Consider the following 23,809-nt stretch of genomic DNA (forward strand, 5'->3'; position numbering starts at 1 on the left):
ATCTAAATAGAGGGATATACCCCCCGTATCGAGGAAGGGGCGCTTGTGTCCCATATCGACCTGATCCCCGACGGCACCATGGCCCGCCCGTACCGTCCCCCGCTGGGACAGGTGCTCGAGACGCTCGGCTCGGACGTGCTCTCCGCCGCACACGTCCCCGACGCCGGCCTGCCGATCGGCGAGCCCGTCGTGCACGACCCGGACGATCAGCTCGAGGACCGCCCCGCGTGCGTGCTGCTCGCGGTCGGCGCTCGGCCGTCCGCCCCCGAGGCCCACGAGCTCGTACGGCAGGCGGGGGCCCGCAACTACCACGCCGTCGTCATCAAGGACCGGGGTGCGGACCTCGGAGAGCTCATCGACGCCGCCCGCGAGGCCCGCGTCGCCCTCCTGGTGGCGTCGGCGGGCATCCCCTGGCGGCAGCTCGACGCCCTGCTGACCGCCGCGATCTCCGGCCCGGGCGCGGTCACCACGACGTACTCCTCCGTCGGCATGGGCGACCTGTTCGCGCTGGCCAACGCGATCGCCACCACGATCGGCGGAGCCACCTGCGTCGAGGACGCCCAGGGCAACGTGCTCGCGTACTCGAACGTGCCGAGCCAGGAGATCGACGAGATACGCAAGCAGGGCATCCTCGGGCGCAAGACGCCGCTGCGGCCGACCAACCGCCTGGAATACAGCCGGGTCTTCCGCGCCGACGGGCCGGTGCGCTTCGCGAGCCTCGGGCCGGGGCACATGCGCCGGCTCGCCACGGCCGTGCGCGCGGGGGCCCAGCTCCTCGGCTTCATCTGGGTGCTCGACGGCTCGCCGTCCGTCATCCCTGGGGCCATGCGACTGTTGGAGGACGCGGGCCGGATAGCGGCGCCGCACATGCTGCGCTCGCGCAACCCCAGCGACCCCCAGCGCTGGCAGCGCGCCGAGACGTTCCGCGCCCTGCTCGACGACGAGGTCTCCGAGTCCGCCGCGGCCGCGCGGCTCGGCCTCCCCCCGGACTCGTCCGTGGCGATCATGGCGTTCGCCCCCGCGCGTCCGCTCCCTCAATCCGCGGGCGCGGGGGCCGCCGTCACGACCGTCGTCGACCTGGTCAGCCTGGCCTGCGAGGCGTGGCATCACGAGGCCGTCTGCACCGCGAGCTGGAGCGCCGTCTACGCCATGGTGCCCGTGCCGGAGGGCACGACACCGGCCCGGCTGGTCCGGTTCGCTGCCGACACGGCGGGGTCGGTGCGCAAGTCCGTGGGGATCAGCCTGCACGTCGGCGTGGGTCCGGTCGCGGCCCGGCTGGAGGAGGTGCCGTCGTCCCGCCGCCTCGCCGACCGTGTCGTACGCGTGCTCGCGGAGACCGCTGGAGATGCCGTGCACGTCGCCACGGACGAACAGGTGCGCAGCCGGATCGCCCTGCTCGAACTCGTCGACAGGGGCGACACCGCGGCTGACCGGCTGCTCGAACCCGTCCGGCGGATGCTGGAGTACGACGCCGCGCACTCGGCCATGCACGCCGCGACCCTGCTGGCCTACCTGGACGCGTTCGGCGAGGCGGCGAGGGCCGCGGCCGAGCTGTCCGTCCACGAGAACACGCTGCGCTACCGCGTCCGCCGCCTGCAGGAGCTGTTCGGGGTGGATCTCGCCGATCCCACCGAGCGGCTCGTCATCTGGCTCCAGCTCCGCCTGCTCCACATGCGCGGCGAGTTCTCGTCGGTGAGGACAAGACTCCCTGGGTGGAATGTCCGTTCTCAACGATGAGTGATCGCGGGGGTGCCGCCTACCGTCTCCCGCATGTCTTCATCTCCCGCGGCCTCGACGCCCCCTGTTCCCCCGACCTCCCCGACTCCGTCCCGCCTGCTGCTGCGCAACGCGCGGGTCGGGCTCGGCGGCCCCGTCCGGCACGTTCTGATCGAGGGCGGCCGGGTGGCCGCGGTGCGCGACGAGCCGCCCGGCGCCGAGTCCCGGCACACATCCGACATCGAGGACGTCGACCTCGAAGGGGCGACCGTCCTGCCCGGCCTGTGGGACGCGCACGTGCACTCCGTCCAGTGGGCCGAGGCCCGCCGCCGGATCGACCTCAGCGGAGCGCGCTCCGCCCGGGAGGCCGCCGAGCTGGTCCGGCCGCACCTGCGGTCCACCGAGCTGACCATGGGGTACGGCTTCCGTGACGCCCTCTGGCCCGACGAGCCGGACGGCTCGCTGCTGCCCGCGGACCTTCCCGCAGTGCTGATCAGCAACGACCTCCACACGGCCTGGCTCAGCGCCGCCGCGCTCGCCCTCGTCGGCAGGGGCGGCCATCCGACCGGGGTGCTGCGCGAAAGGGAGTGCTACGATGCGATGGCCGCGCTGCCCCTGCCCCCGCGCGAGCTGCTGGACCGGTGGGTGGCGGAGGCGACGGTCGCCGCCGCAGAGCTCGGTGTGACCGGCATGCTGGACTTCGAGTTCGCCGACAACGTCACGGACTGGCTGCGGCGGGTCCGGGAGCAGGAGGTCGCGATTCGCGTCACCTGCTCGATCCCGAGAAACGCGCTCGACGACGCGATCGCCCGCGGGCTGCGCACCGGGGACCCGGTGGCCGGCTCCGGCGGGCTGATCGAGGTCGGCCCGGTCAAGATGTTCATCGACGGCTCGCTCAACACCCGCACCGCCTACTGCGACGACCCGTACCCGGGTTCCGGCGACTGCGGGCGGCTGGAGACGCCGCCGGACGAACTGGCCGCGACGATGGCGCAGGCCGCCCGCCACGGCCTGCACCCGGCCGTGCACGCCATCGGCGACCTCGCCTCCTCGATCGCGCTCGACGCCTTCGACCTCGTCGGCTGCCCCGGGCGCATCGAGCACGCGCAGCTCGTCCGAGCGGCCGACTTCCACAGGTTCGCCCGGCCCGGACTGATCGCCGGGGTGCAGCCCGCCCACGCGCCCGACGACCGCGAGGTCGCCGACACCCACTGGTGCGGCCGCACCTCCCGGGCCTTCGCGTACGCCGACCTGCTCGCGGCCGGCGCGACCCTGGAGCTCGGCTCCGACGCCCCGGTCGCCTCGCTCGACCCCTGGGACGGCATCGCCTCGGCGGTGACCCGGACCGACGACGAGCGCCCGGCCTGGCATCCCGAGCAGGCCATCCCGCTCCACGCCGCGCTCGCCGCCGCGAGCAGGGGACGCTCATCCGTACGGGAGGGGGATCCGGCCGACCTGATGATCCTGGAGCGGGACCCGTCCCTCCTCGAAGCTGACGAGCTGCGCCGCCCGGGGGTGCTCGGCACGCTGGTGGACGGCCGGTGGACCCACCGGAAATCGTGGTGAGACACCCGGTTCACCCGGGAGCCACCCCTGTTCCACGGCACAAAGAGGCCGTCAGCGCTTGAACCCTCTCGACAACGACCCACGCCGGTGAGCTATGTCACCCTCGATCACCAGGCGAGCGACCCTCGCGATTCGGCGGCTGCCTACCCCCCATCGCACGCGGAGCATCCACGGAGGTGCCACATGTCAGTCTCGATCGGAAGCCGGGCAGGACGCTGGGCGACGGCGGCCGTCGCCGCCTTGGTCCTCGCCCTGACGTCCTGTTCGGGCGGTTCCGGCAGTACAGGCGGTTCCCACGGCGTGAACGGCGCGACGCCGGGGGAGAAGGCCTACGCCGTCGGGGTGACCAGCTGCTGCTGCGGAAGTTCCCGGCGTACGCGGGCGCACCGGGGAACGCCGACCGCGTCGAGGTCAGGTCGTACCAGGACGAGGGCGCCGCCTACCGTGACCTGCAGGCGGGCGCCGTCGACGTGACGCTGGTGTCCGGCAACAACCTGACGGACGCCGCGCAGAAGTTCCGGGACCGGGTCGTCCGGGTGCCCTTCCCGGCCGTGATCTACCTGGGCTTTCCCCTGTGGGACAAGCGTTTCGCCGACCTCCGCGTGCGCCAGGCCTTCTCCCAGGCCGTGGACCGCGACGCGATCGTGAAGTCGCTGCTGCGCGGCTTCGGGGAGTCCGCCCGCGGCCTGGCCGGCGAGAACGTCCCCGGCGGCGGCGTGGACGACTGCACGTCCTGCGCCTACGACCCGGCGAAGGCGAAGGTCCTGCTCGCCGAGGCCGGCGGGTGGACCGGCCCGCTCACGCTGTGGACGTACCAGGACCCGACGAACACGGTGACCCTGGAGGCCGTCGCCAACCAGCTGCGTGCCAACCTCGGTGTCGACGCGGTGACCACCCAGGTCCAGCCGGTCGACCAGATCTATCCCAACCTGGCCGCGCACAAGGTCGACGGCCCGGTGCTGCTCTATATGGGCGCCGGCTACCCGCACCTGTACGCGCTGGCCAACCAGCTCTTCACTAAGGGCTCGGGCACCAACGTGACGGGCTACGACAGCCCCGAGTTCGCCTCGCTGCTTGGCAAGGCCGCCTCCGCCGCGCCCGACGACGCCGTCACCCTGACCAGGGAGGCCGCGAAGACCGCGCTGGACACCCTGCCGCTCGCGCCGCTCTACCGCCCGGTCGGCGGGCTGGTGCACTCCGCCCGGGTCGGCGGCGTACGGCCCGAGTTCCTCGGTGGCGTGGTGCTCGCGGCGGTCACGGTCGGCTGACGCGAACCATGGGCAGGTACATCCTCCGACGGCTGGCCATGGCCGTCCCGGTGCTGCTGGGGACGACGTTCATCATCTACCTGGCGGTCTACGCCCTCCCCGGCGACCCGATCCAGGCCCTCGCCGGGCCGGGCCGGGTGGTGTCGCCGTCGGTCGCGCAGGTCCTGCGCGAGCGGCACCACCTGGACGACCCGCTGATCGTGCAATACGGCTTCTACCTCAAGGGCCTGCTGACCGGTGACATGGGGGTCGACTTCGACGGCAGGCCGATCTCGGAGATCGTCGCCGCCGGGTGGCCGGTGACGTTCCAGCTCGGGGTGACGGCCTGGCTGTTCGAGGCCGTCATCGGCGTCCTGCTCGGCACCCTGGCCGGGATCCGCCGCGGCAGGGCGGCGGACCTGGCCGTCCTCGGCGGCACGACGCTCGTCATGGGCGTGCCGTTCTTCGTGGCGGCGTACGTCGCGCAGATCGTTTTCGGCGTGAACCTCGGCTGGCTCCCCGCGTCCGGCACGGACGCGGGGTGGCCGCTCGCCTACATCCTGCCGGGCCTGGTCCTCGCGCTCTACGGCCTGCCGCAGACCGCCCGGCTGACCCGGACAAGTGTGCTGGAGAACCTGCACGCCGACCACGTGGACACCGCCGTCGCCAAGGGCCTGCCCCGGCGGATCGTCGTGGCCCGGCACATCGTGCGCAACTCACTGATCCCCGTGGTCTCGCTCCTCGGCGTGAGCCTGGGATACCTGCTCAGCGGCACGGTCCTCATCGAGGGGATCTTCAACCTGCCGGGCCTCGGCTACCAGATCTTCGCGGCGATCCCGAAGCACGACGGCCCGGTCGTGGTGGGGATCGGGAGCCTGCTCGTCCTCGTGTTCCTGCTGGTCAACCTCATCGTGGACCTTCTCTATGGCATCCTTGACCCCCGTATCCGGCTCCGCTGACCTCCGCCGCCCGCTGCCCGCGCTGCTGCGCCGGCCGGGGTTCGTGATCTCCTCCGTCTTCGCCGTGCTCGTCTGCGTGATAACCGTGGTCCCGCAGGTGTTCGCCGGGCTGTTCGGCCACGGCGATCCGCGCCGCTGCGACCTCGCCGACAGCGGGCTGCCGCCGACGCCGGGGCACCCGTTCGGCTTCGACATCCAGGGCTGCGACCTCTACAGCAACGTGGTCTACGGGGCCAGGTCGTCGGTCGCGATCGCGGTCCTCGTCACGGCGGGCGTGCTGGTCATCGCCGTCGTGCTCGGCGGCCTTGCCGGATACTTCGGCGGCTGGGTCGACGCGGTCGTCAGCCGGGTCATGGACGTATTCTTCGGCTTCCCCGCGCTCGTCGGCATGATCGTCATCCTGCAGACCCTCAGCGTCCACAACGAGGTCACCGTCTCGCTCGTACTGATCCTGTTCGGCTGGGCGGGACTCGCGCGGGTCGTGCGCGGCTCGGTCCTCGCCACCGTGAACAGCGAGTACGTCGCCGCGACCCGCGGCATCGGGGCGAGCGTGCCGCGCATCCTGCTGCGGCACGTCCTGCCCAACTCCATCGGCCCCGCGCTGGTGCTCAGCGGGCTCAACGTCGGCCTGGTGATCGCCTCGGAGTCGGCGCTGACGTTCCTCGGCGTCGGCCTGCAGACCCCCGCGATCTCCTGGGGCGTCCAGCTCAACACCGCCCAGCAGTACTTCACCACCAACCCCCATCTGCTGATCTTCCCCTCCCTCTTCCTGACCGTGACGGTGCTGAGCTTCGTGCTCCTCGGCGACGCGCTGCGCGATGCCTTCGACCCCCGGCTCAGGTACATCAGGTAGAAAGGCATGCGCCATGCTGGAGTCGCTTCCCGGCTTCGACCCCGCCGCGCCGCTGCTTGCGGTGGACGACCTGCACGTGGAGTTCGGCGCCGCGCGGGTGGTGAACGGCGTCGGCTACGCGGTCGAGGCGGGGGAGACCCTGGCGATCCTCGGCGAGTCGGGCAGCGGCAAGAGCGTCACCGCCCGGGCGATCATGGGCCTGGTCCGGCCGCCCCGCGGCAGGATCACCGCGGGAGCCGTACGGCTGCGAGGGGTGGACCTGCTGCGGCTGCCCGAGGAGTCCCGGCGCAGGCTCAGGGCCACGACCGTGGCGATGATCTTCCAGGACGCGCTGTCCGCGCTGAACCCCGTACTGCCGGTCGGCTTCCAGATCGCCGAGCTGTTCCGCGTCCATCGCGGCCTGTCCAGGCGGCAGGCGCGGGCCCGGGCGGTCGAGGTGCTCGACCTGGTCCGCATCCCCGCGGCCGCCCAGCGGGCGGGCGACTACCCGCACCAGTTCTCCGGCGGGATGCGCCAGCGCGTCGGGATCGCCCTCGCCATCGCACTCGACCCCAAGGTGATCATCGCGGACGAGCCGACGACCGCGCTCGACGTCACCGTCCAGGCGCAGATCATGCGGCTGCTCCGGGAGATCCAGCGGGAGCACGGCACCGCGCTTGTGCTGATCACCCACGACATGGGCGTCGTCGCCGACGTCGCGGACCGGGTCGTGGTCATGTACGCGGGACGGGTGATGGAGCAGGCGCCCGCCGCCGACGTGTACGCCCGGCCCGCCCACCCGTACACGGAGGCGCTCCTCGGCGCGATCCCGCGGCCGCACCGGCGAGGCCGGCCGCTCGCGGTGATCCCGGGGGCGCCGCCCGACCCGGCGCGCCCCGACCCCGGCTGCCGGTTCCGGCAGCGCTGCTCGTACGCGTCGGAAGCGTGCGAGGAGGCCCCGGAGCAGGTCGAGATCGGACCGGGCAGGCGTACGGCCTGCCATGAGTGGGAGCGGGTGAGCGGGCGATGACCGAGACGGTGCTGGAGGCGCGCGACGTCGTCAGGCACTTCCCGATCGGCGGCGGCGTGTTGCGCGGCCCCGCGGCGCACGTCAGGGCGGTCGACGGGGTCAGCCTGGAGCTGCGCGAGGGCGAGACCCTCGGGATCGTCGGGGAGTCCGGATGCGGCAAGTCCACGATGGCGCGGATACTCGCCGGGCTGGACCGGCCGACCTCGGGCGAGGTCAGGGTGCTCGGCCGCCCGATCTCGGGCCTTCGGGGGCGGGCCATGCGGCGGGTGCGGCGGGACGTCCAGATGGTCTTCCAGGACCCCTACACCTCGCTCGACCCGCGCATGAGCGTCGGCGACACGGTACGCGAGCCCTTCCTCGTGCACCCCGACCTCGCCCCGCGCGGCGAGCGGGACCGCAGGGCGCGCGAGTTGCTGGAGATCGTCGGCCTCAACCCCGATCACGCCGGCCGTTACCCGCACGAGTTCTCCGGCGGCCAGCGGCAGCGGATCGGCATCGCCAGGGCGCTGGCGCTGCGGCCGCGGATCCTCGTCTGCGACGAGCCGACCTCCGCCCTGGACGTGTCCGTGCAGGCCCAGATCGTGAACCTCCTCGACCGGCTCAAGGAGGAGTTCCGGCTCGCGTACGTGTTCATCTCGCACGACCTCGGCCTGGTCCAGCACGTCGCCGACCGCGTGTCCGTGATGTACCTGGGCCGAGTGATCGAGTCCGGCACACAGGACGACGTGTACGACCGGGCCGCGCACCCGTACACGCAGGCGCTGCTGTCGGCGGCGCCGCGGCCGGACCCGGGGCTGCGCGGCGAGAGGGAGGAGATCGTCCTGGAGGGTGAGCCGCCGAGCCCGGCGGCTCCGCCGTCCGGGTGCCACTTCCACACCCGCTGCTGGAAGGCCGACGCCCGATGCGCCGTCGAACCTCCGGAATTCAGGCGACACGAGGGGGCCCGGCCGGGTGGGACGCACTTGGTCTCGTGCCATCGGGCGTGATCCGCGGACCCGCTCCGGGTGGCGCGCGCCTCGTCCGGCTCCTGGCGGACGAGGCGCTTCCTTCCGAAAGATCGTCATGATCCTGATCGGAGGGGAATCGTCCGGTACCAGGACCTGCCTCTCCGGGACGGGAACGCCCGCCACCGGGCCCCGCGTGGACGCCACGACGGCGAGGGCGCCGCACCCTTCCGAGGTGCGGCGCCCTGCCGTGCGGTCGCGGGCCCTCCCCGCCGGGTCAGCCGATGAACGTACCCACCAGGCTGCCCACCCCGTAGGTCACCGCCGTGGCGAGGGCGCCGAGCGCGAGCTGGCGGGCTCCGCCGTACAGAGGGGACCTGGAGGTGAGCACGGCGACGAGCGCGCCGGTGACGAAGAGGGCGGCCGCGGTGAGCACGACCACCGCGAGCATCGACGACATCCCGATGAGGAACGGCAGCACCGGGATCAGCGCTCCGAGGGCGAAGGCCAGGAACGAGGAGCCCGCGGCGACCCAGGGCGAGGGCAGGTCGTCGGGGTCGACGCCGAGCTCCTCGCGGGCGTGCACCCGCCAGGCCACCTCGTCGTCGTGGTGGAGCTGCCGCGCGACCTCCGCGGCGAGCTCGGGGGTCAGCCCCCGGGACTGGTACAGCAGCGCGAGCTCCCGTTCTTCGGCCTCCGGGTTGCGTTCCAGTTCACGGCGCTCGATGGCGATCTCGGCCTGGGTCAGCTCGCGCTGCGAGGCGACGGAGGTGTACTCGCCGGTCGCCATCGAGAAGGCGCCGGCGGCGAGCCCGGCGAGCCCGGCGATCACGACGCCGGTGCCGGTGGCGCCGCCGCCGATGACCCCGGCCAGGAGGGCGGCGTTGGAGACCAGTCCGTCCATCACGCCGAACACCGCGGGGCGCAGCCAGCCTCCGGTGACGTCGCGGTGGTGGTTGTGCAGTTCTGCGGCCTGCGCGGTCATCGGCTAGCTCCTCACGTCGATCAGAACGCTGGCCACGAAGAACAGGAGCAGCAGTACGCCGCCCGCGATCGCCGCTCCGGCGGCGGACACACCTGCGAGCACGACTCCGAGCGTCACGGCGAGCGCCGCGATGACCGCGGCGGCGATCTTCCAGTCGTCGCCGATGATGAAGTCGTACCAGAACTGTCCGAATCCCTTGACGAACCTCATCGGGCGACCTCCGGCTTGAGACGGGGCAGGAACTTGACCAGCACACGCGAGGTCAGGAGCCAGCAGGCGAGCAGGGCGAGGATGGCCCAGTCACCACCCGGCCATTCGAGGCTCTCGCCGCCCGCGGTGAACACGCCCAGGCCCTCCACGGCCCAGTACGCGCCGAAGCTCGCGAGCAGCAGGCCCACGCCGTACTTCAGGGCGTTCTCGGGGATCATCGCGAGCGGGCGGTGCAGGATCAGACCGGCGATCAGCACGAGGAGACCGGCTACGGCGGCGCCGCCGATCGCCGCGGGCATGTTCGCGGCGCTCAGCCCGAACGTGATGACGATGAAGACGACCTCGACGCCCTCGAGGAACACGCCCTTGAACGACACCACGAACGCGAAGGTGTCGATGCCGAACCGGCTCTTGGCCGTGGCCTGCCGCCCGGCCTCGGTCTGGGAGGCGAACTCCTCGTCCTCGTCGTGCATGGCCTTCAGCCCGGAGGATCGCAGGATCGCCTTGCGCAGCCACTGCAGGCCGAAGATCAGCAACAACGTGCCGACGACGAGCTGGAGAAGCGACTCGGGCAGCCAGGTGCTCAGGGCGTACCCGGCGGCGGCGGTGAATCCGGTCAGCGCCACCAGCGCCACCACGGTGCCCGCCAGGGCCGAGCGCCAGCCTCGTGTCACGCCCATGGCCAGAACGATGGTCAGCGCCTCGACGAACTCGACGAACGAGGCGGCGAAGGTCGAGGCCACCAGGCCCCACGTTGCGCCTGTCACGGCGACTCCTTCTATGTAACAGATGTTTCAACGAATCACATGCTTCAGTATCCATATCCGACATGTCAACTGGGTAGCCTTGGGTGCCATGACGATCGACGAGCGATTCCTGCAGCTCGTGTACCGCGTGCCCTCGACGACCTCGCGCGCTCGTGTGGCGGTGTGGCGCGAGCTGAAGCGACTGGGCGCCCTCTACATCCAGCAAGCCGTATGCGTGCTGCCGGACCGTCCGGGAGTACGGGAACGCCTCGACAAGGTCCGCGAGCGCATCGACGAGCTCGGCGGCGAGAGCATGATCTTCGTGCTGGCCGCGGTCGAGGAGCGCGAGCACCACACGCTGGTGGAGTCGTTCCGCGAGAACTCGGCGAAGGAGTACGCGGAGATCGTCGAGGAGTGCGAGACGAAGTTCTTCAAAGAGATCGAGTTCGAGCGGTTCCGCGAGAACTACACGTTCGAGGAGGCCGAGGAGATCCGGCAGGACCTGGAGAAGCTGCGCCGTTGGCTTCGCAAGGTGGAGGGGCGCGACTGGATGAGCGCCCCGGGCAAGGAACTCGCCCACGAGAAGGTCGCGGAGTGCGAACGGCTCCTCGACCAGTTCGAGGCCGATGTCTACGAGCGTGTCGGCGACCCCGGCACGCCCTGACGCCTGACCCGGAGTGGCAGATGGGGAGGACTGGACTGACAGCGGGTTCGTCTTCACCGACGAACTCGGGCGGCCGTTGCATCCGCAGCATGTCAGCGACCAGTTCTACCTACTCGCCAGCCAGGCTGGGCTGCCGCCGGTGCGGCAGCACGACCTGCGCCACGGCGCCGCTTCACTGATGCTCGCCGCCGGGGTGGAGCTGAAGGTGGTCCAGAAAACCCTCGGCCACGTCTCGTCCACGTTCACGCGCGACACCTACACCAGCGTCTATCCTGAGGTCGCGCCGCCGCCGAGTCTACCGCCGTGATGATCACCACGTCGGTGGCGGCTCGCGAAGGGCGGCTAGTCAGCCTGACCGAGAGGATCGGCAACGCGCTGAACTGACCAACCGTCGAGAGGGCCCGCTTGATCTCAGGCGGGCCCTTTCTCTGTGTTCCTTCGTCTGTCCGGAGAACGCGGGGCCCCTCAGCTCGCCGTTCCCGAGGACCGGCTCGCGTGGCGTGTGGGGTGCGGAAACTCAGCCGTAGTGGTTGACCTGGGGGTTCGTGGCTCGAGCATGATGAGGTCTCGGGCATCCTGCTGACGGTGTCGTGGTCCTTGCTTTAACTCATCCTCGGACGTGTCGTTCAGCTCCTGGTCCTGCTGGGTCGCGGTGATCGGGCCAAGGCGGCCGAGATCGTGGTGCTTCGTCATCAGGTCGCAGTGCTGCGCCGTCAGGTGAACCGGCCCGATCTCCAGCCGGTGGATCGGGTCGTGCTGGCGGCGCTGTCGCGGCTGCTTCCTCGCTCGTCATGGAATGTCTTCCTCGTCACCCCCGCGACGTTGCTGCGCTGGCACCGCGCCCTGGTGACGCGCCAGTGGACCTACCCGCCCAAACGCCCGGGTCGTCCATCTACCCGCGCGGACATCCGGGAGGCGGTGTTGCGCCTGGCCCGGGAGAATCCCACGTGGGGCTACCAGCGCATCAGCGGTGAACTGGCCGGCGTCGGGCTGCGGGTGCCGCCCAGCACAGTGCGCGACATTCTCAAAAGAGCCGGGCTCGGTCCGGCACCACGTCGCACCGGCCCGAGCTGGAGTCAGTTCCTGAAAGCGCAGGCCGAGGGCATCTGGGCGTGCGATCTGTTCCACGTGGACACCGTCTTCCTCAAGCGGCTCTACGTTCTGTTCTTCATCGAGCACGCCACACGCGCCGTTCACGTCGTGGGTGTCACGGCGCATCCGACCGGAGCCTGGGTCGCTCAACAGGCCCGCAACCTGCTCACGGACCTGGGAGAGCAGGCCGAGCGCATCAGATTCCTCATTCGCGACCGCGACGCCAAATTCACCGCGGTCTTCGACGAGGTGTTCACCTCGCTCGGCGCTCGCGTCATCAAAACGCCGGTTCGCGCGCCGCAGGCCAACGCGATCGCCGAGCGTTGGGTCGGCACCGTTCGACGGGAATGCACCGACCGGTCTTGGTCTACAACGACCGCCATCTCCGCCGGGTCCTGCAGGCATACCAGTGGCATTACAACCGGCACCGCCCCCATCGCTCACGAGACCGTCGACCACCTCAACTACCACATGCCCCGGCTACACCCAGCAATCTCGATCAAATCCGCCTGCAACGCCGACAGATACTCGACGGCCTGATCAACCAGTACCGGCGGGCCGCATAGACGGGGCGGATAACCGCAGACCAGAGGCCACATCCGGGTTTTCGCACCCCACAAGCCGCCGGCCTCGTTCCCCAAAGGAGCACGAGACCGGCGGCTTCTTCGTTTCCGGCGCCTGCCCGACGCTGCGGCAGCTGCCGTGATCTTCATCTGATCTCCGCCCGGAATCGACTTGATCAGTCGGATGACAGGGCGATCTCGGGTGACAGATTGCTGGAACGCTTGCGCGTGACCGAGGTGAGATCTCGGGCGGCGGTCTCCGGCGCGAGGGCGACCGCGACAACGGCCACGAGTCCCAGGAACGCGAGGTACAGAGCCACCGGCCACCACGCCTCCGCCCAGGCGAGAAGCGAGATCGCGATGAGAGGGGAGAGCCCGCCACCCACGACCGAGGCGATCTCGTGACCGAGCGCGACTCCGCTGTAGCGCACGTCGCCGGTGAAGAGCTCGGTGAAGAACGCTGGTTGGGTACCGATCATCGCGCTGTGACAGATCGCGTTCGCGACGACGATGGAGAGAACGACCAGCGGGGTCTCCTTGGTGTTGATGAGCCAGAAGAAGGGTGCCGCCCAGAGAGCCACGCCTATCGCGCCCGCGATGTAGACCGGCCTACGGCCGACCCTGTCCGACAGCGCGCCCCATAGCGGCATGAGAAGCGCATCCAGGGCCATCGCGATCACGACCGAGGTCAGGGCCACGCTGCTGGAGATGCCGATCTGCGTGGCGTAGGCCAGGACGAAGACGATGAAGATGTAGGAGGCCCCGCTCTCCGTCAGCCGGGCGCCGAACGTCACCAGCACGCTGCGCGGCTGCTCGCGAAGGGCCGTCCACGCGGGGATGTGCTCGACCCCGCTCTTCTCCTGCACCTCCTGGAACGCGGCCGTCTCCATGACGTGGGTACGGATGAACAGGCCCACCCCCATGATCAGGACACCGGCTATGAAGGGGACGCGCCATCCCCAGGCCATGAACTGGGCATCAGTGGTGACTGTCTGCATCACCGCGAACGCGAGCGCCGACAGGACGAAACCGATGCCGACCCCGGTCTGGCTCAGCGCGCTCAGCATGCCGCGGCGGCGGGCGTCGACGTTCTCGCTGATGAGCAGCACGCCGCCGCCCCACTCGCCGCCGACGGCGATCCCCTGGAGCATCCGTACGACCGTCAGCAGGATGGGTGCCCAGATGCCGATGGACGCGTACGTGGGCAGGACACCGATGAGGAACGTGGCCACGCCCATGAGGCTCAGCGTCAGGTAGAGCATCGTCCGCCGGCCGACCCGGTCTCCGAAGTGGCCGAAGAGGACGCCGCCGATCGGGCGCGCGAGGAAGGCCACGGCCTGGGTGCCGAAGGCGCTGATCGTTCCCACCATGGGATCGACGGTCGGGAAAAACAGGTGATTGAAGATCAGGGCGGCGGCGGTTCCGTAGAGGAAGAAGTCGTACCACTCAAGGGCGTTGCCGACCAGGCTGGCGACGATGACCCGCCTGCTCGACGTCCGACCTCTTCCGCGGGAGTGCGCCACATCTGGGGTCTGCGGCATGGGCCTCTCCTGTGACTTCGGCGGCGTGCTGCCGCCCGCTCGGTTGTTGTTGGCCTCTCAGTGTTCGGGAGCCGGAACCCTTTGCAAACGTTGACTTTCTTTGGTGGAAGATAAGTACAACTTCCCTCTCGGCCGGTGCATCCGCCGGTCGCCACTGAGTGGCGGGCGACGCTGCCGCCGCACGCCGGCCGGGTGTTCTACTTCGGCCCATGGCAGCAGGGAAGGACATCGGCCCCCGGCGACCGACGCCCGATGACCGGGCGGGGCCGCGGGAGGACCTGGCGGAGCTGAGCCGGCGACTGCGGGTCCTGGAGGACGAGGCCGAGATCCGGCGTCTCGTGTCCAGGCGTCAGTGGCACGCGGACGCGGGTCACGGAGGTCCCGGCGTGCCCTCGTGGCAGGAGAACGGTGCGGTAGAGACGCTCGGCTCCGATATCGAGGAGGCGCCGGGGCTGCGGAGCCGTGACCCGGGACGGTGGACCGGTGTCGGGCTCAGCGGCCACTTCGAAGGGCACACACGGTCACCCGGCCGGGAACGCTCGGCGTTCACCAGGGATCGCCGGCGGTGGATGCCGCAGATGATGCATTTCCTCACCAACGAGTTCATCGAGGTCGGGTCTCCGGACGTCGCCGCCGGCAGGTGGTACTCGTGGGAGCCGGCCACCGTCCTGGTCGATGGCCGGCTGATGTCGGTGTGGATCGCCGGCAGGTACGAGATGTCCTTCGTCAAGGAGGACGGCGCGTGGCGCATCGCGGAGATGTGCTTCCAGGAGATCTTCTCCACCCCCTATTCGTCCCGCGGCTGGGTGGAGTGCCCGCACGTCTCCTACGGCCCCGGCCAGATCGACCCCCAGAGCCAGCAGAACCAGAGCCAGTCGTCAAGGAGCACACCATGAGGATCGAGTTGAACCAGCAGTTGTGCGAGGGACATTCGCAATGCGAGATCATCGCGCCTCAGTACTTCGAGGTCCGCGAAGACGGAAAGGCGCACCTGCTGCGTACCGACCTGCCGCCCGAGGACCGCGAGCTGCTGGCCGAGGTGGTGCTCAGGTGTCCCGTCGTCGCGGTCCGCGTCGGCGAGGAAAGCTAGGGGAGCGCGGTGCAGCGCATCGTCGTCGTCGGCGGCTCGGTCGCCGCCGCCCGCGTCCTCGACACTCTCGCCCGGCTGCGGACGGACGCGGAGATCGTGCTCATGACCGCGGGACGCCGGTTCCCGGCGCATGACCCGCCCGCCCTGTCCAAGCAGGTTCTCGCGGGCGAATGGCAGCTCGACGACGCTCTCATGCGTGTCGAACCGCCTCCGGGCACCCGGGTGCTCACGCAGACGACCGCGGTCGCAGTCGATCTCGCGGAACATGTGATCCGCACGGACCGAGGCGACCATGTCGGATACGACAGGCTGGTCGTGGCCACGGGCAGCCGGTCGCGTCCGCATGGGCTGGTCCCCCGGGGGACGCGCGGCGTGCACGAGCTCAGGACGGCGCATCACAGCCTCGCCCTGCGGAAGGAGCTGAGAGCAGGCCGCCGGCTGCTGGTCGTCGGTGGCGGCCTCATCGGCTGCGAGGTCGCCGCTATCGCCCGGGCCTGGGGCATGGACGTGACCGTCATCGACCCCGGTTCCCGTCCGCTGCTGCGGATGGCGGGTCCCGAGGCCGGCCGGTTCGTCGCGGGCGTGCACGAGGAGATGGGCGTCGACCTGCGGTTCGGCGTCGGCGTCGAGAAGATCACCGGGGACGAGAGGGTCTCGGGTGTGCTGCTCACGGATGGTCGCCACATCCAGGGGGACGCGGTCGTGGTCGGGATCGGGGCGGTGCCCAACACCGAACTGCTCTCTGGCACGGGCCTGTCGATCGACGACGGCGTGTCCTGCGACCAGACGTGCACCGCCCTCGGTGCGCCCGACGTCATGGTCGCCGGCGACGCGTGCCGATGGCCGAGCGTCCTGTTCGGCCGTTCGATGCGCGTCGAGCACTGGACCAACGCCGTGGAGCAGGGCGCCCATGTCGGCCGCGCCATCACGCTCGACCACGCGCGACGCCCCACCTTCGACAGCGTGCCGTACGCCTGGTCCGACCAATTCGGGATGAAGATCCAGGCCCTCGGAGTCATGGAGGGCACCTGGCGGGTGCTCGTAGACGACCGTGCGAATCGTAGGTTCCTGGCGCTGTGCGCCATCGACGATGTGGTACGGGGAGTGGTCGCGGTCAACAACCCGCATCTCATCGCCAAGGCCCGCGCCGCGATCCTGCGCGGACGGCACACGGGGACGCCGGACTGGGCCTGGGCCGGGGAAGCGCTGGCCGGGTGACCGTACGGAGCCGTCGCGCCGTCAGTCGACGAGTCCGCAAGTCAATGAATAAAACGAACAACACGAATAAAAGGTAGGTGCGGTAAAAGTGGCCCAGTTGTTCACCGAAGCAGAGAACCGGCTCCTCACCCAGACCGGGCCCGGCACACCGATGGGGGAGCTCATGCGACGTTACTGGATCCCGGCGTTCCTGTCGGAGCGTCTGCCCATGGAGAACTCGGATCCGTTCGAGATCACCCTCCTCGGCGAAAGCCTCGTGGCCTTCAGGGGGCGCAACGGGCAGGTAGGGCTCATGGACTCGAAGTGCCCCCACCGCCGGGCGTCGCTGGTGCTGGCCAGGGTGGAGGACGACTGCGCGCTGCGTTGCATCTACCACGGGTGGAAGGTGGACGCGCAGGGCCGGGTACTTGAGACCCCGCCGGAGCCCCCGAACAGCCGATTCGCCCAGTCCATCAAGCACCGCGCCTACCCCACCAGGGAGGCCGGCGGGATCGTTTGGACGTACATGGGGCCGGAGAAGGAGCGCCCGGAGTTCCCGATGTGGCCTTTCAACGGCCTGCCTAAGGGCCACGTATGGGCGAACCACTTCTACCAGCCGAGTAACTGGCTGCAGGGTCTGGAAGGCGATCTCGACGCCGCGCACGGCGGCTACCTGCACTACTCGAAGGAAGAGTGGGACCGGCAGCGCAACAGCAACTCGCGGCTGGGCAAGTTCCTGTTCGACCCGCGCCCCCAGACGGCGGTCGAGCCCGCCCCCTGGGGTCTCCAGACGGCCTTCCGCTACCACCTGGAGGAGGAGAAAGAGGCGGTCTTCTGGATCCACCCCCTGATCTCGCCGTTCTACACGATGTTCTCCCATGCCGAGGATGGTGCTCAGGGAGGCCTCTTCCATGCCTGGGTTCCCAGCACCGACGGCTCACACTACGTCTACTCGGTCGTCTGGCAGTGTGAAAGCCCGCTCACCGAGGACCGCAGGCAGGCCATCGACGCGACGCAGGGATACACCGCGGTGGACAAGGCGAATGGGTACCTGTCGGTGAACTGGGATGGGAAGGGCTATCGGCAGGATCGGGAGCGCATGACAGAGGGGCTCTCCTTCTCCGGGTTCGAGGGCGTCCATCTGCAGGATCTGGCCATCCAGCACAGCATGGGGCCCGTCGTCGAACGATCGAAGGAGAACCTCTGCGCGGAGGACTTCCTCATCATCCAGGCGCGCCGCTTCTTCCTGGAGACCCTGGAGAAGCTCGCGAGGAGTGAGGAGCTTCCGGCCCTCCAACCGGGCATGGACTACTCGAGAATCGAGCACCGCTGGGTCTTCGCGCCGTCCTCGACGTCGCTGGCGGAGGTCCTCGCGCGTAAGGACTGGGACTCCTCGGCGGAGGAGAACACCCGGGACGTGAGTACCGTGAAGGCGGCATGGTCCGCACTGGGCGCCGGCGGCGCCGACTAGACGGGAGCGCGGGTGGCAGGCAACGGTCGTGACCCGGGACGCTCGGTCGCCAGCAAGATCTTCGCGATCATGGGTGCTCTCGGCCGGTCCGCCCAGAGCTACTCGGCGGCGGAGCTGTCCCGCACGACCGCCCTGCCCGCCACGACCGTGCTGCGCCTGCTGCGAGAGATGGAAGCGCTCAACGTGGTACGCCGTACCGCCGCCGGCCGGTACGAGATAGGGCTGGACGTCTGGCGGTGGGGCGTCCGGGTGCCACAGATCGACTTGATCCGTCGCGCGGCACGCCCCCTGATGGACGACCTTCAGCGCGCCACGCGGGAGAACGTCACGCTGGCCGTTCTCGACGGGCACGGTTCGGCCATCGCCGTCGAGAAGGTGAGCGGAGGACAGTCGTGGAAGGTCGTCGGCGAGATGGGCGCGGAGGTGCCCCTGCACGCGACGGCCGCGGGGAAGGTGCTCCTGGCCTACTCCTCACCGGCGGAGATCCGCCGGGTCCTGGCCCGGCCCCTTCCCCGGTACACGCCATTCACCGTGGTCAATCCCTCCCTGCTCGACAAGCAGTTGAGCGAGATCCGGCGAACCGGAGTCGGGTACGCCGGGGAGGAGATGAACCTCGGATCCGTGTCCATCGCAGCGCCAATCTGGCTCCACGGGGACGTGGTCGGGGCGCTGTCGCTGGTCGGGCACTACCGGACGGCCGACGTCAAGAGCCTGTCGGTCGCGGTGAAGAAGGTCACCCGCGAAATCTCCGACAACATCGCCAAGCAGCTGGCCGAAGAGCCGATGCCGCCGTCAGGGCACCTCCGGTGACGGCATCCGCGCGTCGGGGGCGGCGCCGAACGCCGAGGCGCAGTAGCGTGCCACGAGCTCCACGCGGAACGTCTGCCGTACGCCGGCGGCGCGGGCGAGTACCACGCGGGTCGACGGCACCGGGTCGGCGATCGGCTTGCATACCAGCGGACGGCCTTCGAAACTCTCGTTGGTCGGCCATCGTTGCACGAGGATCGCGTATCCCAGCGCCCTCCCCACCGAAGCTCTCACGACTTCCATGCTGCTGCTCCGCAGAGCCACGTGTGGGCTGAGCCCGACAGAGCGCAGCACGGCTTCGCTGTCGTACGAGCCGGGGGACGTGATAGGCGTGATGAGAGGCTCCTCCGCCAGATCAGCCAGGCGGACGGCCTTCCTGCGCGCCAGCTGATGCCCTCTGGGCAGCAGGACATAGGGCTGTAGTTCCGACAGCGTCTGACAGTTCAACCCGGTCATGTCCTGCTCCGCGTACATCAGCGCGATGTCGCACTCGCCGTTGATCAGTGCCTGTCGCAATGTCTCCGCCGGGCCTTCCACCACGGAGAAGGTCAGGCCGGGATGCCGGCGGCCGAAATCATCCAGAAGCCGCGGCACGACGACAGGCGCCAACGTGGCGGTGCATCCGAATGTCAGGTGTCCCCGGACCTCGTCCGCCTCCGTGCGTGCGTCGGCCTGGAGCTGCTCGGCAAGGCTCATCAGCTCCCTGGCTTCCGCGAGGACCCGCGCCCCGGCTTTGGTCAGTGCCACGCCCTTGGCCTTGCGCCGGACGAAGAGCTGGACACCCAGATGGCGCTCGAGCTCGGCGATGCCCAGCGAGACCGCGGTCTGAGAGGTGGAGCACCTGTTCGCCGCGGCACTGATCGTACCCAGCGTTGCCGCGTGGACGAAGTACTCCACCTGCCGAAACGAGTAGTCCACCGGCACGACCGAGCTCCTTAAAGAGGCTCTCATCCAAGGGGTATGGCTCGGGCGCGCGCCCGAACGGGACCGCCCGAAAACGAGTTAAAACAACAGTTCTTCATAGGTTTAACACAAATAAAACCTGATTTACAGACGAAAGGGATTCGTCGAACACTCGGGGAGGCTGGCTGTCCTCGCGCGGTCATGCCACGCGCATCACGTTGCCGATTCGCCCCCGGTCGGTCGGCGGTCACCGCGACGACCGATCGCCACCGGCCGACAAGTCGCCTATGAGAAAGCGTGAAACGCTGTGAGAGACATCAACGTCGCACTCATCCAGATGGCCACCTCGCTCGACGTCGACGCGAACATCGGCGTCGCCTTGTCCAGGCTGGACGGCCTCGTGGCGTCCGGCGCGCGCCCCGACCTGGTCTGCCTGCCGGAGATGTTCACGTTCCGCGCCCTGGGCAGCAGGCGGATCTCCGAGGTCGGCGTCCACGCCGGGAGCGGGCTGGCGGCCGAGCTGGCGGCTCGCGCGAGGCGACTCGGCAGCTACCTCGTCGGCACGTGGATCGTCGACGAAGGCGGCGGGGTGTACACCAACAGGTGCCACGTGTTCTCCCGCGGCGGAGACCTGGTCGGCGGTCATCGCAAGACGCACCTGTTCGACGCCCCCGGCCACGCCGAGTCGGCATACGTCACAGCTGGGGACCGGCTCAGCGTGGTCGAAGCGGACTTCGGGACCTTCGGCATCGTCGTGTGCTACGAGCTGCGCTTCCCGGAGGTCGCGCGAACCCTCGCCCTCGCCGGCGCCGAGTGCCTCGTCGTTCCGAACTCCTGGCCCAGGGACGGAGCGGGACGCGCGCGAGAGGAACTGGGTGTCCTGCTCGCGGCCGCGGCCGTGCAGAACCAGGCCTATGTCGTGCACGCCAATCAGACGGGCGTGGTAGCAGATCTGGAGCTGGTGGGCGGAAGTTGTGTGATCGATCCGAGTGGGCGTCTCGTGGCGTCCGCCGGAGAGAGGGACCGGGATCTGCTCGCCAGGCTCGACGGCACCCTCGTCGATGAGGTGCGCGCCCGGCGGCTGGTCTTCGCGCATCGACGGCCGGAGCTGTACGAACCGGCTTCCGTGGTCCGTCTGAAGGACTGACGTCACGGTCGTCCGTCTCCGCCGCGGCGGCGGCGCCCAGGTGTGACCCGCCGTGCCGTCGCAGCCGGATATCCCACCTTTGCTTATAGATATGCCATGAAAGATGTGTTTTACATGCGTAGTTCGGGTCGGCCAGGCTTGCACCATCAAGCAGCCGATCACGGCGGTCTTCCAGGTCCGACGACGAGGGTGAGGTGAGCGATGCGCGCTGAGCACGCGCTGGCTGGAGCCGCAACGGTGACGCTGCGGCGGTACATGGAGCTGTGTGACGTCCCCGCGGCCGGCTACAGCCGCCAGGAGCTTGAGGGGCTCTTCACGCGTGACGCGGTGTGGCAGGGCGTCGGAAGCTGGAACGCTGAGCGGTTCGACCAGGTGACAACCCCGCCCCGCATCGCCGACATGCTCGAGAGCTATCTGTCGCCGGGATCCCATTTCACGGTGAACATGCACATGCTCGGCCGGGGAGTCGTCGACGTCCGCGACGGGGGAGTCGAGGGCTGCTGGCCGATGGCGCGGCTGTCCGCGTACGTGGCCGGAGGGTCGGACATCACCCTGACGCGGCTGCGGGTGCGGTTCGAGATCGAGGACGACCGCGTCCTGATTTCGAGGTACGAGCCGCGGCGGCTGTGGGCGAAGGCACTGGACCCCGAGCACGTCACGGCTTTGGCCGTGTGGTGGGAGAGGGCCGCATGAAGGCAGGGAACCGCAGGAGGACGAGGTGAGCATTGACGTCGCGGGCCGTACCGGCTCGGACTGGGGGTCGCTCGTTGCGGCCGACCGGGTCAGCGCGAGGGTCTACCTGGACCCGGAGATCTACGAAGCCGAGCTGGAGAGGATCTTCTACAAGACCTGGAACTGCGTGGGGCACGAGAGCGAGTTCCCGGAGCGGGGATCCTTCAAGACTCGGGCGGTCGGGCGACGCCCCGTCATCGTCTGCCGGGACCGGAACGACCAGATCAATGTGCTGCTGAACAGGTGCCGCCACCGCGGTGCGCTGTTGTGCGAGAAGCCGGACGGGGCAGTGGCGGGCGGATTCACGTGCCCCTACCACAGTTGGTCCTACGCCCTGGACGGCCGGCTGCGCGGCATACCCTACCCCGACGGGTATCCCCGGGACATCGACAAGGCGCGACTCGGGTTGGGGCGGCTTCGCGTGGAGACCTACGCCGGGCTGATCTTCGCGACCTTCGATGAGGACGCCGAACCGCTCGCCGGCTTCCTAGGGGCCGCGCGCAGGTGGATCGACCTTTTCATGAAGCAGGGGGCCGGCTATCCGATCAAGGTCCAGGGGGCCTTCAAGTTCAGGTACCAGGCCAACTGGAAGATCCAGCTGGAGAATGTGACGGACGGGTACCATTTCCCACTGGTCCACCGCTCCTGGATGGCGAACGTCGACGCGCAGACCGCCGAGATGCTGTCCTTCATGAAAGACCCCGAGGCCGTCACGTACGGACTCGAGAACGGTCACTCCGTCGGCATCTTCGTCCCGGAGCACGTCGACCTCGACGAGGATGATGGGACGGAAGCCCTGCAGGACCGTTTCGGCGATCTGGTCGCCGACCTCCAGCCGGGCCTCCCGCCGGAGAGGCTGCGCCGGCTCGTGCGCTCCCTCCACGGCGCGGGGTTCAACCTCAACATCTTCCCTAACCTGGCCCTGTCCATGGGCTTTATCAGACTGCTGAACCCGGTCGCGGTGGACGCCACGGACAACGAGCACATGGTGCTCGGCTACGAGGGCGGCCCCGAGGGTGCCAACAGGGAACGGCTCCGGATCCACGAGCACTTCCAGGGGCCATTCGGGTTCGGCACCCCGGACGACTCGGAGGTCTGGGCCCGTGTTCAGCGCGGGGCGGCCGCGGACCCCAACATGCCGATTCTGATTGATCGCGGCCTCAACCGGGAGGAGATGTCGGATGAGGGGCACCTCAGGTCCCACGTGACCGACGAGACAGGGATGCGGGAGGCGTACCAGATGTGGAAGCGGTTGATGACCGATGCCGGCTGAGGCGAGGGCGGACGCCGAGCGAAAGCTGGCGCTGGCGGATCGGGCGGCGTTGTCCGCGATCGAGCTGATCTATCGGGAGGCGGGGCTCCTCGACGACCAGAGGTACCGCGACTGGGACGAGCTGTGGGCCGCAGGAGAGACCCGCTACGTCGTCCCGATGTGCCGCGAGGTCGTCGACTACGACGCCACCCTGAACTTCATCAACGATGACTCGCCCATGCGACGCCGGCGCGTGGACCGGATGACGAGCGGGCACGCCGGCGCCGTGAACGCGGTGGGCCGGACGGTGCGCACCGTTTCGCGATTCGCCGTCGACCGGATCGGCGACTACGAGCTGCGCGTCACCTCCACCGAGATCGTGGTGGCGTACAAGCAGGGCGACCATCAGGTATGGGCGGCCGAACTGACGCACCACATCGTGACCGCGGACGATCGCCCGCGTATCAGAGCCAAGATCGTGCATCTCGTGGACGCGGAACACACCGTACGGACCTGCGGATTCCTCCTTTAGGCCGCCGGCCCGGGCTGTGTGCCCCCTGAGCACGACGGTTCGGCGCGGGCCTACCGGATCACACTGCGGCGCCCGGCACCCCCGGGTGTCCAGAGAGGTCAGCTGTCTTGAACCACCGAATCGTCCTCATGTGCTACGACGACACTTTTCGCTACGGATGGCCGCATGTGGATCTGTTCGTATACGACGAGTACGGCCGGGAGATCAGCTGGGTTCACTGGGCGACGGAGGGGAACGGACCCGGTGCCGCGGATCGCGCCACCGCTGTCGAGGAACCCTCGATCAGGCGATTGACCGAGTGGGAGCGGGCCGTCAGCGCGAGCGGCGGCGTCTACTGGACGGCCGAGGCCGTATGGACGCCTTGGGCGCCGGAGAAAGCCGTGCCGCCGTCTTCCCGGGCTCACCCACGCATCGTGTCCACGGGTGGCCACGGCCACTCCACCTCCGAGGAGCGACCATGAAGATCACCGCCATCGAGGCGATTCCGTTCGCCATCCCGTACCGGAAGCCGCTGCGGTTCGCCAGCGGCGAAGTGCACACGGCCGAGCACGTGCTCGTACGCGTGCGGACCGAGGACGGGGTC

At 69.4% G+C, this 23,809-nt stretch carries 25 protein-coding genes; 20 read left to right on the forward strand and 5 right to left on the reverse strand.

Annotated features, from left to right (window positions below):
- The first annotated feature begins 45 nt into the window (after positions 1-45).
- From QSK17_RS17430 to QSK17_RS17460, 7 genes are all read left to right on the forward strand, one after another.
- Positions 46-1,737 (forward strand): PucR family transcriptional regulator, encoded by a 1,692-nt coding sequence (locus QSK17_RS17430; RefSeq protein WP_285705861.1) that lies wholly within the window; start codon positions 46-48, stop codon positions 1,735-1,737.
- A 33-nt stretch (positions 1,738-1,770) separates the two neighbouring features.
- A complete protein-coding gene (locus tag QSK17_RS17435; protein ID WP_285705862.1) occupies positions 1,771-3,282 on the forward strand; it encodes an amidohydrolase in 1,512 nt (503 codons plus the stop codon).
- A gap of 176 nt (positions 3,283-3,458) precedes the next feature.
- Positions 3,459-4,550 carry an ABC transporter substrate-binding protein gene (locus QSK17_RS17440; protein ID WP_285705863.1) on the forward strand — a complete coding sequence of 364 codons (1,092 nt, stop codon included), beginning with the start codon at positions 3,459-3,461 and terminating at the stop codon, positions 4,548-4,550.
- An 8-nt stretch (positions 4,551-4,558) separates the two neighbouring features.
- Entirely contained in the window at positions 4,559-5,488 is a 930-nt protein-coding gene (locus QSK17_RS17445; protein ID WP_285705864.1) for an ABC transporter permease, read from the forward strand.
- Positions 5,463-6,341: an ABC transporter permease gene (locus QSK17_RS17450; protein ID WP_285705865.1), complete on the forward strand. Its 879-nt coding sequence runs from the start codon at positions 5,463-5,465 to the stop codon at positions 6,339-6,341. Before QSK17_RS17445 ends, QSK17_RS17450 begins: the two co-directional genes overlap by 26 nt.
- Positions 6,342-6,354: 13 nt before the next feature.
- On the forward strand, positions 6,355-7,350 hold the full coding sequence (locus QSK17_RS17455; protein WP_285705867.1) for an ABC transporter ATP-binding protein: 996 nt from the start codon (positions 6,355-6,357) through the stop codon (positions 7,348-7,350).
- Positions 7,347-8,336, forward strand: coding sequence for an ABC transporter ATP-binding protein (locus QSK17_RS17460; protein WP_285705868.1), 990 nt, complete (start codon positions 7,347-7,349; stop codon positions 8,334-8,336). Before QSK17_RS17455 ends, QSK17_RS17460 begins: the two co-directional genes overlap by 4 nt.
- Before the next feature lie 235 nt (positions 8,337-8,571).
- Here the strand turns inward: QSK17_RS17460 and QSK17_RS17465 are convergent, their stop codons facing one another.
- The 3 genes from QSK17_RS17465 to QSK17_RS17475 are packed head-to-tail and all read right to left on the reverse strand — an operon-like array spanning position 8,572 to position 10,256.
- Positions 8,572-9,279, reverse strand: coding sequence for a VIT1/CCC1 transporter family protein (locus tag QSK17_RS17465; RefSeq protein WP_285705870.1), 708 nt, complete (start codon positions 9,277-9,279; stop codon positions 8,572-8,574).
- Between the two features lie 3 nt (positions 9,280-9,282).
- Positions 9,283-9,489, reverse strand: a complete 207-nt coding sequence (locus QSK17_RS17470) for a hypothetical protein (protein WP_285705871.1) — start codon at positions 9,487-9,489, stop codon at positions 9,283-9,285.
- Positions 9,486-10,256: a COG4280 domain-containing protein gene (locus QSK17_RS17475; protein ID WP_285705872.1), complete on the reverse strand. Its 771-nt coding sequence runs from the start codon at positions 10,254-10,256 to the stop codon at positions 9,486-9,488. The genes QSK17_RS17470 and QSK17_RS17475 overlap by 4 nt, the downstream gene beginning before the upstream one ends.
- Positions 10,257-10,344: 88 nt before the next feature.
- Between QSK17_RS17475 and QSK17_RS17480 the strand changes: the two genes are divergently transcribed.
- The 3 genes from QSK17_RS17480 to QSK17_RS17490 all read left to right on the forward strand — a co-directional run bounded on the left by QSK17_RS17480 (position 10,345) and on the right by QSK17_RS17490 (position 12,531).
- Entirely contained in the window at positions 10,345-10,899 is a 555-nt protein-coding gene (locus QSK17_RS17480; protein WP_285705873.1) for a Chromate resistance protein ChrB, read from the forward strand.
- 13 nt (positions 10,900-10,912) lie between these two features.
- Positions 10,913-11,206, forward strand: coding sequence for a tyrosine-type recombinase/integrase (locus tag QSK17_RS17485; protein WP_285705874.1), 294 nt, complete (start codon positions 10,913-10,915; stop codon positions 11,204-11,206).
- Positions 11,207-11,577: 371 nt separating this feature from the next.
- On the forward strand, positions 11,578-12,531 hold the full coding sequence (locus tag QSK17_RS17490) for a hypothetical protein (protein ID WP_285705875.1): 954 nt from the start codon (positions 11,578-11,580) through the stop codon (positions 12,529-12,531).
- Positions 12,532-12,730: 199 nt separating this feature from the next.
- On the opposite strand, the gene QSK17_RS17495 is transcribed toward QSK17_RS17490, so the two are convergent.
- Positions 12,731-14,095, reverse strand: a complete 1,365-nt coding sequence (locus tag QSK17_RS17495; RefSeq protein ID WP_285705876.1) for an MFS transporter — start codon at positions 14,093-14,095, stop codon at positions 12,731-12,733.
- A 209-nt stretch (positions 14,096-14,304) separates the two neighbouring features.
- Here QSK17_RS17495 and QSK17_RS17500 point away from each other — a divergent pair, with 209 nt between their 5' ends.
- From QSK17_RS17500 to QSK17_RS17520, 5 genes are all read left to right on the forward strand, one after another.
- Positions 14,305-14,991: a nuclear transport factor 2 family protein gene (locus QSK17_RS17500; RefSeq protein ID WP_285705877.1), complete on the forward strand. Its 687-nt coding sequence runs from the start codon at positions 14,305-14,307 to the stop codon at positions 14,989-14,991.
- Positions 14,988-15,185, forward strand: a complete 198-nt coding sequence (locus tag QSK17_RS17505) for a ferredoxin (protein ID WP_285705879.1) — start codon at positions 14,988-14,990, stop codon at positions 15,183-15,185. The genes QSK17_RS17500 and QSK17_RS17505 overlap by 4 nt, the downstream gene beginning before the upstream one ends.
- Before the next feature lie 9 nt (positions 15,186-15,194).
- Complete coding sequence (locus QSK17_RS17510; protein WP_285705880.1) at positions 15,195-16,403, forward strand: NAD(P)/FAD-dependent oxidoreductase; 1,209 nt, start codon at positions 15,195-15,197, stop codon at positions 16,401-16,403.
- Between the two features lie 88 nt (positions 16,404-16,491).
- Entirely contained in the window at positions 16,492-17,853 is a 1,362-nt protein-coding gene (locus tag QSK17_RS17515) for a Rieske 2Fe-2S domain-containing protein (protein ID WP_285705881.1), read from the forward strand.
- Between the two features lie 12 nt (positions 17,854-17,865).
- A complete protein-coding gene (locus QSK17_RS17520) occupies positions 17,866-18,663 on the forward strand; it encodes an IclR family transcriptional regulator (RefSeq protein ID WP_285705882.1) in 798 nt (265 codons plus the stop codon).
- Here the strand turns inward: QSK17_RS17520 and QSK17_RS17525 are convergent.
- Complete coding sequence (locus QSK17_RS17525; protein WP_285705884.1) at positions 18,646-19,578, reverse strand: LysR family transcriptional regulator; 933 nt, start codon at positions 19,576-19,578, stop codon at positions 18,646-18,648. The genes QSK17_RS17520 and QSK17_RS17525 overlap by 18 nt on opposite strands.
- A 292-nt stretch (positions 19,579-19,870) precedes the next feature.
- Between QSK17_RS17525 and QSK17_RS17530 the strand changes: the two genes are divergently transcribed.
- The 5 genes from QSK17_RS17530 to QSK17_RS17550 all read left to right on the forward strand — a co-directional run bounded on the left by QSK17_RS17530 (position 19,871) and on the right by QSK17_RS17550 (position 23,687).
- On the forward strand, positions 19,871-20,710 hold the full coding sequence (locus QSK17_RS17530) for a carbon-nitrogen hydrolase family protein (protein ID WP_285705885.1): 840 nt from the start codon (positions 19,871-19,873) through the stop codon (positions 20,708-20,710).
- A gap of 201 nt (positions 20,711-20,911) precedes the next feature.
- Entirely contained in the window at positions 20,912-21,403 is a 492-nt protein-coding gene (locus QSK17_RS17535) for a nuclear transport factor 2 family protein (RefSeq protein ID WP_285705886.1), read from the forward strand.
- A 25-nt stretch (positions 21,404-21,428) separates the two neighbouring features.
- Positions 21,429-22,715, forward strand: a complete 1,287-nt coding sequence (locus QSK17_RS17540) for an aromatic ring-hydroxylating oxygenase subunit alpha (protein WP_285705888.1) — start codon at positions 21,429-21,431, stop codon at positions 22,713-22,715.
- The gene (locus QSK17_RS17545; RefSeq protein WP_285705889.1) at positions 22,705-23,226 is read left to right on the forward strand and encodes an aromatic-ring-hydroxylating dioxygenase subunit beta; all 522 of its coding nucleotides are present in this window, start codon (positions 22,705-22,707) and stop codon (positions 23,224-23,226) included. Before QSK17_RS17540 ends, QSK17_RS17545 begins: the two co-directional genes overlap by 11 nt.
- Before the next feature lie 167 nt (positions 23,227-23,393).
- Positions 23,394-23,687 (forward strand): hypothetical protein, encoded by a 294-nt coding sequence (locus QSK17_RS17550; RefSeq protein WP_285705890.1) that lies wholly within the window; start codon positions 23,394-23,396, stop codon positions 23,685-23,687.
- Positions 23,688-23,809: the final 122 nt, after the last annotated feature.

Source organism: Microtetraspora sp. NBRC 16547 (genome assembly GCF_030268965.1).
In the GTDB taxonomy this organism is placed as follows: domain Bacteria; phylum Actinomycetota; class Actinomycetes; order Streptosporangiales; family Streptosporangiaceae; genus Microtetraspora.

Bases quoted from the DNA above. Each gene is read 5' to 3' on its own strand.
- QSK17_RS17480 (WP_285705873.1), top strand. From the start codon at position 10,345: ATGACGATCGACGAGCGATTCCTGCAGCTCGTGTACCGCGTGCCCTCG.
- QSK17_RS17470 (WP_285705871.1), bottom strand. From the start codon at position 9,489: ATGAGGTTCGTCAAGGGATTCGGACAGTTCTGGTACGACTTCATCATC.
- QSK17_RS17535 (WP_285705886.1), top strand. From the start codon at position 20,912: ATGCGCGCTGAGCACGCGCTGGCTGGAGCCGCAACGGTGACGCTGCGG.
- QSK17_RS17500 (WP_285705877.1), top strand. From the start codon at position 14,305: ATGGCAGCAGGGAAGGACATCGGCCCCCGGCGACCGACGCCCGATGAC.
- QSK17_RS17505 (WP_285705879.1), top strand. From the start codon at position 14,988: ATGAGGATCGAGTTGAACCAGCAGTTGTGCGAGGGACATTCGCAATGC.
- QSK17_RS17460 (WP_285705868.1), top strand. From the start codon at position 7,347: ATGACCGAGACGGTGCTGGAGGCGCGCGACGTCGTCAGGCACTTCCCG.
- QSK17_RS17545 (WP_285705889.1), top strand. From the start codon at position 22,705: ATGCCGGCTGAGGCGAGGGCGGACGCCGAGCGAAAGCTGGCGCTGGCG.
- QSK17_RS17445 (WP_285705864.1), top strand. From the start codon at position 4,559: ATGGGCAGGTACATCCTCCGACGGCTGGCCATGGCCGTCCCGGTGCTG.
- QSK17_RS17465 (WP_285705870.1), bottom strand. From the start codon at position 9,279: ATGACCGCGCAGGCCGCAGAACTGCACAACCACCACCGCGACGTCACC.
- QSK17_RS17435 (WP_285705862.1), top strand. From the start codon at position 1,771: ATGTCTTCATCTCCCGCGGCCTCGACGCCCCCTGTTCCCCCGACCTCC.
- QSK17_RS17455 (WP_285705867.1), top strand. From the start codon at position 6,355: ATGCTGGAGTCGCTTCCCGGCTTCGACCCCGCCGCGCCGCTGCTTGCG.
- QSK17_RS17495 (WP_285705876.1), bottom strand. From the start codon at position 14,095: ATGCCGCAGACCCCAGATGTGGCGCACTCCCGCGGAAGAGGTCGGACG.